The organism is Chryseobacterium polytrichastri (assembly GCF_900142445.1).
Taxonomy (GTDB): Bacteria; Bacteroidota; Bacteroidia; order Flavobacteriales; family Weeksellaceae; genus Chryseobacterium; species Chryseobacterium polytrichastri.
On sequence record NZ_FRAV01000025.1, the window covers coordinates 1 to 15119 of the forward strand.

The following is a 15119-nucleotide window of genomic DNA, read 5'->3' on the forward strand; positions in this document are numbered from 1 at the left end:
TATGCAGAAACTATGAACTTCTAATGGAATCCTCTGAAAACATGGTCAAATTATCTGCTATAAAATTATTACTCAATAAAATTTAAACAGGCTCTTATTATAATGCTTTATCCAACCTAAATGTATTAGCATACCATCACTGGGGATATTTTCAAAGCTGTTTTGTTCTAAAAGCTTAACTAAGTCTGGAGTATCACTATCTATTCTAGGTTTAGATACAAATTTTAAAAGAACTCGATAATCATTTCCAGAAAGATTATTTTTTTTAAAGTCAATTGGATTTGAGGTTTTCATAATGGTAAAATGTTTTTTGGTTAGTAATAATGTTGCAGCAAAAATTATTCCTAAGAAGGTGTTTTATATTAAATTTCCATTAAAGTAAATTGATAATCTTTTAGTTATGGGTTTGGGTGCAATTTGTTTAGTGATGAATATTGGTAAGCTTTCCTATATTAGGAGATATATTAACCACAAAAAAAGATAGATTGATGGTGAAATCACTTTTGATTTAGAGGAGAGATTGTCGAACTTAAAATCGTAGATATACATCGAAAACCCTTTTTCGATTTGCTATAGTTATTGATGATAGCCTAAAATTTTCTGGAGCCTGGAGTTTCCAATACAATGGTGTCGCGATATGAGTCGACTATATTGATCCAGCGGTTGGGTTATTTTCCATGATAGTAGAATTTATTTGGAAGATTAATTGAAAGCTCGTTTTCCATCAGCTTCATTTCCTGGATGAGGCTTTCATTGGAGTTGCATTCTATGATAAAAAGCAAATAACAATTAAGACGCAAATTTGTAAGTATTTATAAACGGGCATTTCTGGATATAATGGGAAATACATGGCTTGCAATTTTACTTTTCACATTATTGATTGATAAGCAGAGAAACTGGATCTTGACTATACCTTACGTTAATGTTTTTATTAATTTTAACATTATGTTAAAAAGTATTTAGTTTTTTTGTTGTAATTTTCTGAGATTCTATTTTTCGTATAAGAGAGATATACATAAACATTAAAATCAATTATAATGGCAGTATGGCAACACGTATTTTATCTTGCAGAGAAGGGAAGTTTAGCAGATTTATCAGCTACTAACGAATTTATTGACGGAAAACATTTCAATGAAGCATCTCATTGGAAATATAGCAACAAATCCAGAAACTTATTTTTTGAGATCGATGGGATTTTAAAGAAAAATAAGTTATGGAGTGATAAGATTGATTTGTACGGAATACAGGATTCTAATTGTCTGGAAGTTGTTTTCGATAATATAGACAATATAACATCGGCATCATTTAGAATTGATTTTAGGCATTCCTATGAATCCGTTTTAAGAGAACTGATCGTGTTTTGTATTTTAAAAGGGCTGGTAATTATTAATGGTCAAAATTTAGAAAATCTGATTCTTGATTTTAAACGCATTGATATAATTATTAAATCATCAAGTCAATGGAATTCGTATCACAATCTAATAAGAGAGAGTATAGGAGAAAGGATATAGACAATCTTTAAACGATTTTGTAACCTTTATGAAAATAGATATGTAAATTATAAGGTGAAGAAATATAGCATGGCCTTAGTTTCTTGGCTTTTGTTTTCTTTTTTTCTTCATTTGGTTTTCAAATGCCAGTTCCTCATAATCTTCTCCCTGATCTTCAGGCAGTAGTCCGCCGAAACCTTCTATGAAGCTTGATTCAATTTTGTTTTCATTAAGAAAATCGAATAGATGATGTGGTTTTTCATCCAAATTTGATACCTCAAATAATCTAGGATTTGGTGAATGTTTTTCTGATTCTGTTGTTTTTATTTCAGGTTTACTAACCTTGTTCCACCAGTCATTAAAGATATTCGCAGAGAGTTCTTTTCCTAAACGCGAGCCGTTCCATACCGTTTTAGAGTTGTGATCAACAAAGGTGACCCCATAAATACGGCCTTCAGAATTTCTTCGTACTACGGTATTGATGCCCTGTTCCTGTAATTGTTTTTTGAAACTCAATTCATCAGTTGCCGTATGCATAGCAAGCTCGATGGTATTTTTCACCACTACCTTTGCGGGTTCATTTTTTAATAATTCCCTGGATGTTAGAAAATGTTCCTGTAGCATGGTATATCCTGCGCTTTTCCCAAATAATGAGGCTTTGAATGGATTGCTACTTTTCTCTCCTTCTTCATTTAAGGCAAAATAAATGAGGCCTAGTTTCTGTATTCCATGTAGCTCTCCTTTGATTTCTTCAGCAGTAATATTGAAAAAGGATAATAGCGCATTATATTCACCCATGCTTTGAAACTTATAATACTTTGGGAGGTGGCGGACTACAGATGCGATCTGGCTTTTGATATCCCCTTTTTTATAGTCTACTGGGCGGAATATTTTGTTGTTTTGTGAATGCTCCTTTTCGTTTGTTCGCAGTAGTCCATATTTCAGTTCTAATGCTCTGGAAATGTTCACTGATCGTCTTTTCTCAAACGAGTCTGATATTTTTTTACCTTCTTCATCCACGCATACCGATACAATATGAATGTGGGTTCGGTCAATATCGGTGTGTTTAAATACCACAAAAGGCTGATTTCCGTAACCCATTTGCTGCATATAGTCTTGAGCAATAGCTTGAAATTTTTCGTCACTGACGTGTTCTTTCGGATTTGGATTGAGCGAAATATGCAGAATTGGCTTTTCTGTTTGGTTATTTGCTATCAGATAAGGTTCAAAAGAACGGACTAATTGAGCTACAGAATAACACCCATCAGCTGTTTCTATCATCTTATGGGTATATAATATCTGCCCATTTTCTTTCTCTATTTTTAACTGATTGTAGGAAAGAACTCCAAATAAATTCTCTCCTCTTCCAATGTTTGCGATCATACTACGGCTCTTTTTTTAGATGTTTTGTTTCAAATTCTTGGGTCAGATTCATCATTTCCTGAATTAATTTTGCCATTTCTGTGGTTTGTTTTTCAAGTTTATAGAGATATGCTGCTGCTTTCTTTTCTGAAAAATTGCGGTACAGGAGCTTTACGATTTGGTTATAATTGACCCCAACCGCGCGAAACTGACCATACAAAGTGGTGAGCCGCATATAATAATCCATTGCTGCTTTATTAATTTTTACTGTCTTAATTTCCTTTCCAAACAATACGGAAATAATAAATTTTGCTTTGTTATTCATTCCCGATGCTTCAAAAAGTGCTAAAAACCTGGCATTCTCTTCGTCGGTGAGACGAAAAACATGGCGGTGTATGCTTGGATCACTTTTAGGTATCCGTCCGCCTTTGTTCTGTTTTCTTTTACCATTCTGGTCCATCATAAATCCATTATTAAAAAGTTATAAACTCCCGACTTCGGAGGTAGTTTCCAGCCCCCTGCAAGGGCAAGGGTTTTGGGGCACGAAATGAGTTTCGAGTGCCTCAGAACACACCTTGCCGTGTTCCGGTGAACACAAAAATCCGTCCTTCGGAACGGATTATAGATAGCAGGGAAAACAGCCTTGGGCTGTTCCATATGATCCTTGATCTATTTAAATACCTATCCATACAATTCATTTTGAAATCTTTTGACAAAGTTCGGGCAGAGATGTGAGAGGATCACCATGTAAATGAGCGCCAAATGAAGCCAATGAGTGCCAATGAACGCCACCTTACTAAAAGGTGGTACGGATCTGTATTTCTTTGTACGAGCAACAGGATGCAAACGGACAAAGAAATGAATAAATAATGATGCCTGTAGCTGTATAGTGATAACGATTTGTACCGATGGATAGAGGATAAATTATACGAACCACGAACTATAGGGATAAGAATTTCAGTACAAGTTTGTAGGTTCTTAAGGACCGATTGATTCACAGGTGTAAACAGGTACTTGAGAGAATGAACATGAATACAGGCATAGACAAAGAATATAATATCAATAGGTAGATACAGCTGCCTAAATATTTTGAGCTAAGGACATAGACCAATTGACACTGATGTTCTTCTCTATCAATTGACAAGAACAGTGATGGAACAACAAAAACACCTACCTGAAAGAGGAAAGAAGTATAGGGAGACATCAAGAAACTGGTAGGCAAATAACTCTATCAAAATACAGGTAACCCATTAAAAACAATGATACATATGGACACAACAACAACACATAAACCTTTATTTATTGCTTTTTCCTCTCAAAAAGGAGGGGTTGGCAAAAGTACGTTTACGGCACTTGCAGCCGGTATCCTTCATTATCGGTTAGGCTACCAGGTAGCAGTATTTGACTGCGACTTTCCGCAGTACAGCCTGAAAAAAATGCGTGACCGGGATCTGAAAACCATTATGGAAAATGAAGCCTTTAAGCGGATTGCTCAAAAACAGTTTATGACCCTCAATAAAAAAGCCTATCCGATTATGGGTTGCAGAGTGGAAACAGCGTTGGAAGAAGCAGAGCGATTCCTACAATCCTCGGCGCTTCCCTTTGATGTGGTATTTTTTGATCTTCCCGGAACAGTCAACACCGCAGGAATACTGAAAACCCTGATGGGAATGCATTACATTTTTTCACCCATAACTGCTGACCGTGTGGTGGTGGAAAGCACCCTGAGCTTTACCCAGGCACTGAGCGATATTATCATGAAGAATGAAGAAAGCTCGATTAAAGGTATTCGGCTCTTTTGGAATGAGGTGGACAGGCGCGAAAAATCGCCGAATTATGATTTTTACACCGATTTTATTGAAGGCTTGGGATTTTCTCTAATGAAAAGCCATATCAAGGATAGCAAAAGATTCAGGAAGGAGGGTGAAGCCATGGAAAGCACTCCGTTCCGCTCGACATTACTCCCCGCGGACCTGCGTCTTATGAAAGCCTGTCATCTGGATATGTTTATGCTGGAATTTTTAAAAATCATTACAATATAAGCAGTATGGAAAACGAAGATAAAAATAAGAATACGCCTGAGTTTAATGAAGAGTTTATTATGAATGGAATGCAGGATGCTGTACGCAAAGAGGGGATGCAGCAACCACCATCCGAAACTGCTCAAGGGGCTGAGATAAAGCGGGTAGCACCGGCAACAAAAGAAAAGAGCAGGACAAAAAAGACAAACGATGTGCTCTATGAAGAGATTTTCTTTATAAATCCCGACACGAGTGCTCGTCATGGGAAATCGGTATACATAAGTCCTGCATTTCATGAAAGGCTCTCGCGCATCGTCCAGGTCATCGGGGAAGACAAGCTAACCCTTTACGCCTATTTAAATAATGTACTGGCTTACCATTTCCAGGAGTTTGGGGATGAGATTACCAAAAGTTTCAATGATAAATACAAACCTATTTTATAATTACAGTTATGGAAAATAATACAACAAAAAGACAAATCGCAGTTGATGAACTAAAAGGACCTGCGGAAGAAAAGGTGAAAAATATCAAAGGAAGAAAGTCCTATGGGTCCCGGTTTCTGGCTAAACAGAATATAGTAAAAAGAGGTGAAAAGTCAATCTACTTACGCAAGGAATACCACGACAGATTATTGCGTATTGTTCAGGTTATCGGGGAAGATAAAATACCACTGTATGCTTACCTAGACAATATTCTTGAACATCATTTTGAGCAGTTTGAGAAAGCCATTAAAGAAGATTTCAATAAGCATAACAAACCTATCTTTTAAAATATTTCAATTATGACATCAAAGAAAATGCGCAAAACAAATAAGGAGAACATCAGAAAATATGAGACTCTATTTCTTGACAATCGCTATCCATCCGGGCGCAATGGTAAAGTAGTCTATATACGACCTGAATATCACGAGCGATTACTTCGTATCGTCCAAATGACCCGAGAGGAAAAAACAACCTTGTACAGTTATATCGACAATATTTTTGAACATCATTTCAAAGAATTCGGGATTGATATTACTGACTTCTTTAATGAAAGGAATAAACCTATTCTGTAGGTTTTCCGATCCATTGGAAAAGAGACTCATCGCAATTTTAAAAACATTATAAATCTATTTGATAGCTATGGAAACACTTATTGTAGTATGCCTCCTGGTAGTCATTATTCTACTGCTTGAGGATAAGATCGTGATCAAAAAAGCAGTTTCAAACGAAGAAAATATAGAAGAGAGCAAAGAAAAACCTAGGATCAGGCTGTCTGATATTATGGGCTTAACCAAACCTGTAAAGCGCCTTCGGGTGCCAAATGGTGCCACTGAGCGCCAAAATAAAAAACAGGAAGTTGAAACTGATAATTTTGATCCTGAGATCGAGAAGAAAGATTTCGATCAACAAATTCCGCAGGAAGAGCTGGATGAAGTTTTTGGAGATGTACCTGATCTGAGAGAAGAGGAAGAGGAGTGGAACAGGTACGGAGTTTCTGATGGAGAAGACGGTTTTGCCATAGGGGTTACCTTTGAAGAACTGGGTACCGTGGGGATGGTGCTTCGGGCAAATAAGCCGGAGCCCTCTTTAGAAAAACGAGCGGTAGACATTGTTCACAGAATACAGGGAACCGAACTCTTCAGCCTATTGGAAAACTCTATGGAAGGTGCATCAAGAAGAATAGCTGAGCTATTGGACCAAAGCCTTTCCTCTCAAGAAACAGACTCCGGTTCTTCCATTTTGCGGAATGAGAAACTTGATGATTTTGATATCGGGGAGTTTGTGTAAAAAACCTATCTAATATTAAATAATAACTGAATATGAAGATAGAACTAAAAAGCATTCACTTTAGCGAGCAGCTGAGTGAAGAGACCAATGCGTTCTCAGCGAATGTGTATATAGAGGGGATAAAGGCAGGTACTGCTTCCAACCGGGGACGGGGTGGGGCAACAACTTATCAGGCTGCTGATGAAAGAGGCCGGAAACTTATTTCTGATGCCGAAGTCTATTGCCATTCACTTCCCCCGGAGAAATTCAGCGAAGGGGGAAGTGATCACGAACTGAAGATGGATCTTGGACAGTACATTGATGATCTGCTCGACAAATACCTCCAGGAAAAAGAGCTGCAAAAATTTCAAAGAAAGCTTGAAAAAGCAATGGATAGAGGTATTGTTGCAGGCATTCCGGATCAGTCATTTGAAGTATGGTACTTTAACCAATCCATTGAGAAAATACTCGAGAATCCCAAAGGTCCCGATATCCTAAAAAACACCATTATAAAAAATATCATTCCGGTTCTTACCGGAGGGACAATAATTCTCAATAGCAATATTCCTCAAAAACTGTTTGAGGAAGCCGGATTAAAAAAGCATCAATATGCAAGACCGGTTTCCTGCGAAACCAAAATCACACAAAAGGAAAATAAGCCGCCACAAAAAAGACGTAGGCTTTGAGTTCTGATGTAATGAATGTAATTGAACTCAGTTCTACTGGTTACTTATTTTTCCGATTCATAAAAGTGAGCTGCTTTCTAAGGATCGGGTCTAGCTTGTAGAGTTCATGCTCATAGTCGATGTGAGAGGTTTTTTCAGTGGAAAAATAAACTTTCAGTGAATTTTTAAGCCCTTTCAATGGAGAGGATTGAAGTTCTTCGCATCTGCCCACAAGAAATTTTACAAATTCCTTTTTCATAAAAGTTATATTGTCGGCTGTATCGAGTCCAATGAAATTATAATCCAAATTTGTTTTATACAATTTAGAAACTAATCCTAGTTCTTCAAGTTTTGGGAGATAGCGGTTGAGTGTCATTTCCCGCTTAAATAAATCTCTGTCTAAAACATATTTATGGACGGATACTTTTACTTGATCAACGTCGAGAAATTTTGCCAGGCAAAGTCGATGTTGCCCACCGGTGGTAAAGTAATGATCTCCAAATTGCATTACAGATTTAGGTTCCTTATTTTCGTGGATATGGGCTACTACTTCCGCTCTGGTTTTAAAATTATCAATTACCCAATGTAATCGTTTTAAGGAATGAATCATTTCGATCCACTTCATTCGCCATTCTTTTGACTTATAGGCGGGACAGTTATAAGCCCAGGCGTATTCCAATCCGCAAATTTTGCTTGGAGAAATGTATTCACTGACTATTTCTTTTTTTTCGAAAAAGTCAAAATGTATGATATGGCTTGGATGGAGTACCGGTTCATGGTGGAAAAGCTGATCCTTATAATGGGGATGAATGGATTCCAGCCAACTTTCCCGTTCTATGGCGTTATATTTCAAAATTACTTATTTGATTTGATGATGAATTTAGTAAAAAAAGAAATACACTCCACAAAATAAAACCACGTAAGTACCGATTGTTTTAAAATGGAATGTGAGGCTTCCAAATTTAAATAAAGGTTATTTCTTTGAAATAGTACATGATACAAAGGTATTTAAATGATGTTTACATGGGCTTTAAATATCGTTTGTTACTTACAGTATTGTTAATACCTTTGTAATAAGATATTAAAAGTAAATAGCGAAACTCGAAGCCGGTCCGGAAACCACCACATTCAATAAGGCACACACGAGTAGAGGAGTCGCACGCAAAAGCGTGGGGCGCCGTCTGTGTGTGTGCAAAGCCTGTGGTGGGCTTCCGGCGGCATGGATGGTTGCCCTGCGCTATTTTTCTGATTACTGCCGGAAAGAGGGCTAAGGCATTTATTTTTTTTCATATAATGGAAATTAAGCTTGAGCAAAACTCACTACCACAAGACGGACAATACGTTCAATTTCAGATTGCCATCGAGGAAATCCGTGGCAAATGGCGAAAAGGTTATTATGTTGCAGACCAGGAAGCTCTCTATGAGCTGGATACTAAAAGGGTATTTGATTTATGGGTTGATGTTGTAAGATGGATCCACATTGATGAGAAACCTTTGGTAAACTGGCGAAACCTGAGTCAGGAGGAATTAGAAAAGATGGATGAACTCCGAGAACAGTATAGTAAGGATAAAACCAACTAAAAGCAATACACACCAATAACTAAGCCCCAAAGTCTAAAGTGACTGAGGGGCTTTTTAATTCTATCCACTTGATGATCATTTCCTGATAATGCCATTGAAGGCCAAACGATTCCACTCACTTCCGGATCATTAGGACCATTGTATACTTCCCATACATTTGTTTAAAAGTCTACGCAGGGCATAATACAACCAATTGCCGTGTTTTATCAATGGAACGCAAAGAAAAATAGAATCCGGTGACAGGTTTAGGTATTGTGATCCGTTTCATAGGTATTTGCTAAAAAAATTGCTAAGTCCGGTACTCACAAAAACAAAAATAGTATGGAACGAGAATTACCAACAATCAATGTGGAAGGTACTGACTTTATCGTTGATGTCAGCAGGTTTGAACTCATAGAGAAGGCCAATCCAAGCAATCGAATAGCCTTTGAAGATATGTGGGATGCCGGTGACGGATATACTTTTCAATATAGTAGGCGGGGCAAAAACGTGCCTTTTACCTTTAATTCTGAATGTGTGACGGTAAAGATCCCTGAGTTTGTGACAATGGACCCAATGGGGATGGCCGGTAAATACAATACCGATGATATCGCGGGGAAAACCGATTTCGATTTTATGGTAGATCTGGAAGCTTTTGATAAGCGGGTCAAGGAGGGAATGCTTCCAACGGTGGATATTGCGGGGCATATCTTTTACGTAGACCTCCGGATGAATATGCTGCGTCCGCATGATGATTTTCTATCCCGGGGAATTGTGTTCGATGAGATTGCAAATTACTTTTCACAGGAAGAGAATGCTTATCTCATTCCTTACAATCCCAAGACTCATGAATTTCAGGAATTGAATTATGAAAGCATTACGGATTTCCCCAAAGATCTGATTGCAGTACAGTTTCCCTATCAAAAGGAGCTCGATCCCATAGGCTGGAACAGAGACGGTGGTTGGGATCTGAAAGAAGATCTGAAGCATACCCGACTACGGTCTCATTTCGAGGCTAAAACGGTTCCTTGGGAAGAAACCGGGATTCGGGAGGTTATCAAAGAGAATCTCAAAAGACAGAATAAGGAGGTGGAAAAGAAAAAACCGGCAGTAAGGCCGGTTCAGCCGAAAGTAGATAAAGGAAAGCGAAGAAAAATGTAAGGTGACAAGCTTTCTAAGCGACCAGCTAATAGGTAACGATCATGAGTATGTAAGGCGTCAAATCTGTAGAGATCTGACGCCTTTTTTTATATCCAAAAGCCAAGTTTAACGCCATTGAAAGCCAAGTAATTCCACTGATTGCCAATTCGTTAATACCGCCTTGTAGCCCCGATACATTTGTTTCCAAGCCTGCAGAAAGCAGGAAATCACTAACCAATTAATGTGTTTTAATCATGGAAAAACAAAGAAAAAAGCTCCTGTTGACGGGGATGGTATTGCTGTCAGTTTCCGGGGCTTATGCTCAGGGAAACGGTACTGCCGGTATCAATGAAGCCACTCAGATGGTCACCTCGTATTTTGATCCTGCTACAAAGCTGATCTATGCGATCGGAGCGGTCGTGGGACTGATTGGCGGGGTAAAAGTGTATAACAAATTCAGCAGCGGTGATCCTGATACCAGCAAGACAGCGGCAAGCTGGTTTGGAGCCTGTATATTTCTCATTGTTGCGGCTACCATCCTACGCTCATTCTTCCTTTAATCCTGTGTGTTATGAATAATTACAACATTAACAAAGGCGTTGGAAGAAGCGTAGAATTTAAGGGCCTTAAAGCGCAGTACCTGTTCATTTTTGCCGGCGGGCTGTTAGGTATCCTTATTCTCGTGATGATTCTCTACATGGCAGGGGTTAATTCCTACGTCTGCCTGTTTATTGGTGCCGGTGGAGCTTCGCTCCTAATCTGGCAGACCTTTTCGCTGAACAAAAAATACGGTGAGCATGGGCTCATGAAAGTGGGTGCTGTAAAAAGACATCCCAGATACATCCTGTGTCGTAAGCCGATTCGCAGCTATCTGAAAAGCACCCATAAAAGACAGGTCCTATGAGAAACATGAGCAAAACCAGTACGCTGGAAACTAAGTTTCCTCTGCTGGCTGTAGAAGATCACTGTATTATTTCCAAGGAAGCGGATATCACGGCGTGCTTCAGCGTACACCTACCGGAGCTCTTTACAGTAGCTGCTCCTGAATATGAAGCGATTCATTCTGCCTGGCATAAGGCGGTGAAGACACTACCTGATTATACCGTGATCCACAAACAGGATTGGTATATCAAAGAGAACTATGCACCGGATATTACTAAGGAAGGATTAAGCTTTTTAGCAAAATCCTACCAGCAGCATTTCAATGAGCGTCCGTTCCTGAATCATTACTGCTATGTGTTCATCACCAAGACTTCGAAAGAAAGAATGCGGATGCAGAGCAATTTTTCATCGCTCTGCAAGGGGGTATTGATTCCCAAGGAGATCAGGGATAAAGAGACCATTTCCCGATTTATGGAATCGGTAAGCCAGTTTGAAAGGATTGTGAATGATTCGGGACTCATAAAACTGGAACGTCTCACTGAAGACGATATTATCGGAACGGATAGTAAGCAGGGATTACTGGAGCAGTACTTTACGTTATCGAGACAGGTTGGTACACCATTGCAGGATATAGCACTTGGCGCCGAAGAAATACGGGTGGGTAACAACAGATTGTGTCTGCACACTTTATCCGATACGGATGACCTGCCGGGAACTGTTTCTACCGATCTCCGGTATGAAAAATTATCAACAGATCGTAGTGACTGCCGATTATCATTTGCTGCTCCGGTAGGATTACTGTTAAACTGCAATCATATCTACAACCAATATCTGTTTCTGGATAACAGTGAAGATAACCTGAGAAAGTTTGAAAAATCGGCCAGGAATATGCATTCGTTGGGCAGGTACAGCCGAAGCAACCAGATCAATAAGGAATGGATCGAGAAATATTTGAATGAGGCCCATTCCTATGGTCTTTCTTCCATCCGTGCGCACTTCAATGTGATGGCATGGTCGGATGATCCTTTCGAACTCAAGCAGTTGAAGAATGATACCGGCAGCGCATTGGCACTGATGGAATGCAAGCCCCGCCATAATACCACGGACGTTGCGACCCTGTATTGGGCAGGGATTCCGGGCAATGCAGGAGATTTTCCGAGTGAAGAGAGCTTTTACACCTTCATTGAACCCGCCTTGTGCTTTTTCACCGAAGAAACCAACTATCAAAATTCACTCTCCCCATTTGGAATCAAAATGGCTGACCGGCTGACCGGAAATCCTATCCATCTGGATATCTCTGATCTGCCGATGAAAAAAGGCATTATCACCAACAGGAATAAGTTTATTCTGGGACCATCGGGGAGTGGAAAGTCATTTTTCACCAACCATATGGTGAGACAGTATTATGAACAGGGAACCCATGTTCTCCTAGTGGATACCGGAAATTCTTACCAGGGATTATGTGAGCTGATCAAAGGAAAAACGAAAGGGGAAGATGGGGTGTATTTTACGTATACCGAAGATAACCCGATTGCCTTTAATCCTTTCTATACCGATGACGGGGTATTTGATATCGAAAAAAGGGAAAGTATTAAGACGCTGATCCTCACTTTATGGAAACGTGATGATGAACCGCCGACCCGAGCTGAAGAAGTTGCTCTGTCCAATGCCGTCGCCGGCTATATCGACCGGATCAAACAGGTAAATGCCTTTGCTTCTTTCAATGGTTTCTATGAATATATAAAAGACGGCTACCGAAAGATTCTGGAAGAAAAGCAGGTTCGGGAAAAAGATTTTGACATTTCGAATTTTCTCAACGTCCTTGAACCTTACTACAAGGGTGGTGAGTATGATTACCTGCTCAATTCTGACAAACAGCTGGATCTACTGAGCAAGCGGTTTATTGTCTTTGAAATTGATGCGATCAAGGAGCATAAAATTTTATTTCCGGTAGTCACCATCATCATTATGGAGGTCTTTATCAATAAGATGAGGAGGCTCAAAGGGATTCGAAAGATGATCCTAATTGAAGAAGCGTGGAAGGCCATTGCCAAAGAAGGCATGGCAGAATACCTGCGCTATTTGTTCAAAACCGTCCGTAAGTTTTTTGGTGAAGCGATTGTCGTTACCCAGGAGGTTGATGACATTATTCGGTCACCGATTGTCAAAGAAAGTATCATCAATAATTCTGACTGCAAGATCCTGCTTGATCAGCGCAAGTACATGAATAAGTTTGATGATATCCAGGCTATGCTCGGACTTACTGATAAGGAAAAAGCGCAGGTTCTATCCATCAATATGAACAATGACCCTTCAAGGTTTTATAAAGAAGTATGGATCGGTCTGGGGGGAACCCACTCCGCAGTGTATGCTACAGAGGTGTCCGCGTGCGAATACTTAGCCTACACCACGGAAGAAACGGAAAAACTCGAAGTCATGCAGCTTGCCCAAGAGCTGGGTGGCAATGTCGAACTGGCGATCAAAAGAATCGCTGCCGACAAAAAGGAGAACCCATAATATTTCCGGGAGAACTCCTGAAAATTTCAACAATGTAATAATGAATTCGTAACTCATAAAAATCCAAAACAATGAAAAAATTCATGGTATTGGTGAGTGCAGTCCTGTTACTGGCTCTCTCACCGGTTAAAGCACAATGGGTCGTTACCGACCCCACTAATCTGGCACAAGGTATTGTCAACTCTGCCCAGCAGATTGTACAGACTTCAAGTACGGTTAGTAATACTCTTAAAAGCTTTCAGGAAGTAAAAAAAGTGTATGATCAAGGCAAGGAATATTACGATAAGCTCAAAGCGGTCAATAATCTTGTAAAAGATGCCCGAAAAGTACAGCAGACTGTACTTATGGTCGGTGATATTTCAGAGTTATATGTTAACAGCTTCGGAAAGATGATTAATGATCCCAACTTTTCTCCTCAGGAGCTTACTGCGATTGCCTTCGGGTATTCAAAGCTACTCAATGAAAGTGGAGAACTGCTTAAAGATCTCAAGCAGATTATCAATATTTCAAGCCTTTCCCTGAATGATAAAGAACGGATGGAAATTATTGATAAGGTGTATAAAGAGGTGAGTGACTACCATAAGCTCGTACGTTACTACACGAATAAAAACATTTCTGTAAGCTATCTGAGAGCTAAAAAGAAAAATGATGCCCAGCGTGTCCTTCAGCTTTATGGAACAGCGAATCAAAAATACTGGTAAACCTCTAAACCCTTTAAATCTTATCATTATGGACTTTGAAAATCTTCATGAGATCTTACGCTCGTTATACGACGAGATGCTTCCACTGTCCGCCACGATGGCGGCAGTGGCCAAAGGAGTTGCAGGACTCGGTGCCTTATTCTATGTCGCTTTGAAAGTATGGCAAGCCCTAAGCCGCGCTGAATCCGTTGATGTATTTCCACTGCTCAGACCTTTTGCCTTGGGAATCTGTATTATGTTTTTTCCAACAATGGTGCTGGGGACCATCAATGCAGTGCTGAGTCCTGTGGTAAAAGGAACCCATGGAATGCTCGAAAATCAGGTATTGGACCTTAATAAATTACAGCAGCAAAAGGATAGATTGGAACGAGAAGCTATGCTTCGAAATCCTGAGCAGGCTTATCTGATTTCCGATGAGGAGTTTGATAAAAAGCTCGATGAACTGGGGTGGTCTCCTTCAGATCTGGGTACCATGGCAGGAATGTATATGGAAAGGCAGACCTATGAGTTTGAAAAGACGATAAAAAACTGGCTCCGGGATCTGCTGGAGATTCTGTTTCAGGCTGCGGCTTTAGTCATTGACACCATACGAACCTTCTTTCTGATCGTTTTGTCTATTCTGGGACCTATTGCTTTTGCCATCTCGGTATGGGATGGCTTTCAATCCACCTTAACGCAGTGGATCTCGAGATATGTCAGTGTGTATTTATGGCTTCCTGTCGCAGATATATTCAGTTCTATGCTGGCTAAGTTGCAGTCTCTGATGCTGGAAAAGGATATCGAGAGTTTATCTGATCCCAATTTCATTCCTGACGGTTCAAGTACGGTTTACACCATTTTTATGATCATTGGCATTGTGGGCTACTTCACCATACCGACGGTAACAGGTTGGGTGATTCAGGCGGGTGGTGCCGGTAATTTCATGCGTAATGTTACCCAGACGGCACAAAAAGCAGGCAATGTTGCGGGAGCAGGAGCCGGTTCAGTAGCCGGAAATATCGGTGGTCAGCTTCTGAAATAATCAATTATAACA

General features: G+C 39.7%; 19 protein-coding genes and 1 pseudogene. 14 read left to right on the plus strand and 6 right to left on the minus strand.

Features of this window, described 5'->3' with window-relative positions; genetic code table 11:
* Positions 1-72: 72 nt before the first annotated feature.
* Positions 73-294, minus strand: a complete 222-nt coding sequence (locus BUB80_RS15140; RefSeq protein ID WP_073294315.1) for a hypothetical protein — start codon at positions 292-294, stop codon at positions 73-75.
* 216 nt (positions 295-510) lie between these two features.
* Positions 511-761: pseudogene (locus BUB80_RS23850) on the minus strand (conjugal transfer protein TraG); the annotation flags it as partial.
* Between the two features lie 276 nt (positions 762-1037).
* Between BUB80_RS23850 and BUB80_RS15145 the strand changes: the two are divergent.
* Positions 1038-1511 (plus strand): hypothetical protein, encoded by a 474-nt coding sequence (locus tag BUB80_RS15145; protein WP_073294318.1) that lies wholly within the window; start codon positions 1038-1040, stop codon positions 1509-1511.
* Positions 1512-1586: 75 nt separating this feature from the next.
* Here the strand turns inward: BUB80_RS15145 and mobB are convergent, their stop codons facing one another.
* Positions 1587-2873, minus strand: a complete 1287-nt coding sequence (gene mobB / locus BUB80_RS15150) for a conjugal transfer protein MobB (protein ID WP_073294321.1) — start codon at positions 2871-2873, stop codon at positions 1587-1589.
* Between the two features lies 1 nt (position 2874).
* Positions 2875-3312, minus strand: coding sequence for a conjugal transfer protein MobA (gene mobA, locus BUB80_RS15155; RefSeq protein ID WP_073294497.1), 438 nt, complete (start codon positions 3310-3312; stop codon positions 2875-2877).
* Between the two features lie 808 nt (positions 3313-4120).
* On the opposite strand from mobA, the gene BUB80_RS15160 reads away from it, so the two are divergent.
* The 6 genes from BUB80_RS15160 (at position 4121) to BUB80_RS15185 (ending at position 7307) form a co-directional block, all read left to right on the plus strand.
* Complete coding sequence (locus BUB80_RS15160; RefSeq protein WP_073294500.1) at positions 4121-4894, plus strand: ParA family protein; 774 nt, start codon at positions 4121-4123, stop codon at positions 4892-4894.
* Positions 4895-4899: 5 nt separating this feature from the next.
* Entirely contained in the window at positions 4900-5316 is a 417-nt protein-coding gene (locus tag BUB80_RS15165) for a DUF3408 domain-containing protein (RefSeq protein WP_073294324.1), read from the plus strand.
* 8 nt (positions 5317-5324) lie between these two features.
* Positions 5325-5642 carry a DUF3408 domain-containing protein gene (locus tag BUB80_RS15170; RefSeq protein WP_073294327.1) on the plus strand — a complete coding sequence of 106 codons (318 nt, stop codon included), beginning with the start codon at positions 5325-5327 and terminating at the stop codon, positions 5640-5642.
* A 27-nt stretch (positions 5643-5669) separates the two neighbouring features.
* On the plus strand, positions 5670-5927 hold the full coding sequence (locus tag BUB80_RS15175; protein ID WP_139262715.1) for a DUF3408 domain-containing protein: 258 nt from the start codon (positions 5670-5672) through the stop codon (positions 5925-5927).
* Between the two features lie 67 nt (positions 5928-5994).
* Complete coding sequence (locus BUB80_RS15180; protein ID WP_073294333.1) at positions 5995-6642, plus strand: conjugal transfer protein TraD; 648 nt, start codon at positions 5995-5997, stop codon at positions 6640-6642.
* 32 nt (positions 6643-6674) lie between these two features.
* Positions 6675-7307, plus strand: a complete 633-nt coding sequence (locus BUB80_RS15185) for a hypothetical protein (RefSeq protein ID WP_073294336.1) — start codon at positions 6675-6677, stop codon at positions 7305-7307.
* Positions 7308-7347: 40 nt separating this feature from the next.
* On the opposite strand, the gene BUB80_RS15190 is transcribed toward BUB80_RS15185, so the two are convergent.
* Positions 7348-8139, minus strand: coding sequence for a hypothetical protein (locus tag BUB80_RS15190; protein WP_073294339.1), 792 nt, complete (start codon positions 8137-8139; stop codon positions 7348-7350).
* A gap of 440 nt (positions 8140-8579) precedes the next feature.
* Between BUB80_RS15190 and BUB80_RS15195 the strand changes: the two genes are divergently transcribed.
* The gene (locus BUB80_RS15195; protein ID WP_073294342.1) at positions 8580-8867 is read left to right on the plus strand and encodes a hypothetical protein; all 288 of its coding nucleotides are present in this window, start codon (positions 8580-8582) and stop codon (positions 8865-8867) included.
* 546 nt (positions 8868-9413) lie between these two features.
* The gene (locus BUB80_RS15200) at positions 9414-10007 is read left to right on the plus strand and encodes a hypothetical protein (protein WP_228433834.1); all 594 of its coding nucleotides are present in this window, start codon (positions 9414-9416) and stop codon (positions 10005-10007) included.
* 25 nt (positions 10008-10032) lie between these two features.
* Here BUB80_RS15200 and BUB80_RS15205 read toward each other — a convergent pair whose 3' ends face one another.
* Complete coding sequence (locus tag BUB80_RS15205; protein WP_073294347.1) at positions 10033-10224, minus strand: hypothetical protein; 192 nt, start codon at positions 10222-10224, stop codon at positions 10033-10035.
* 16 nt (positions 10225-10240) lie between these two features.
* Here BUB80_RS15205 and BUB80_RS15210 point away from each other — a divergent pair, with 16 nt between their 5' ends.
* The 5 genes from BUB80_RS15210 to traJ all read left to right on the plus strand — a co-directional run bounded on the left by BUB80_RS15210 (position 10241) and on the right by traJ (position 15107).
* On the plus strand, positions 10241-10546 hold the full coding sequence (locus BUB80_RS15210; protein WP_073294350.1) for a DUF4134 domain-containing protein: 306 nt from the start codon (positions 10241-10243) through the stop codon (positions 10544-10546).
* Positions 10547-10557: 11 nt separating this feature from the next.
* The gene (locus BUB80_RS15215) at positions 10558-10890 is read left to right on the plus strand and encodes a DUF4133 domain-containing protein (RefSeq protein ID WP_073294353.1); all 333 of its coding nucleotides are present in this window, start codon (positions 10558-10560) and stop codon (positions 10888-10890) included.
* Entirely contained in the window at positions 10887-13385 is a 2499-nt protein-coding gene (locus BUB80_RS15220) for a TraG family conjugative transposon ATPase (RefSeq protein WP_073294356.1), read from the plus strand. Before BUB80_RS15215 ends, BUB80_RS15220 begins: the two co-directional genes overlap by 4 nt.
* 71 nt (positions 13386-13456) lie before the next feature.
* The gene (locus BUB80_RS15225; RefSeq protein ID WP_073294359.1) at positions 13457-14086 is read left to right on the plus strand and encodes a DUF4141 domain-containing protein; all 630 of its coding nucleotides are present in this window, start codon (positions 13457-13459) and stop codon (positions 14084-14086) included.
* A gap of 28 nt (positions 14087-14114) precedes the next feature.
* On the plus strand, positions 14115-15107 hold the full coding sequence (gene traJ, locus BUB80_RS15230; protein WP_073294502.1) for a conjugative transposon protein TraJ: 993 nt from the start codon (positions 14115-14117) through the stop codon (positions 15105-15107).
* Positions 15108-15119 lie beyond the last annotated feature (12 nt).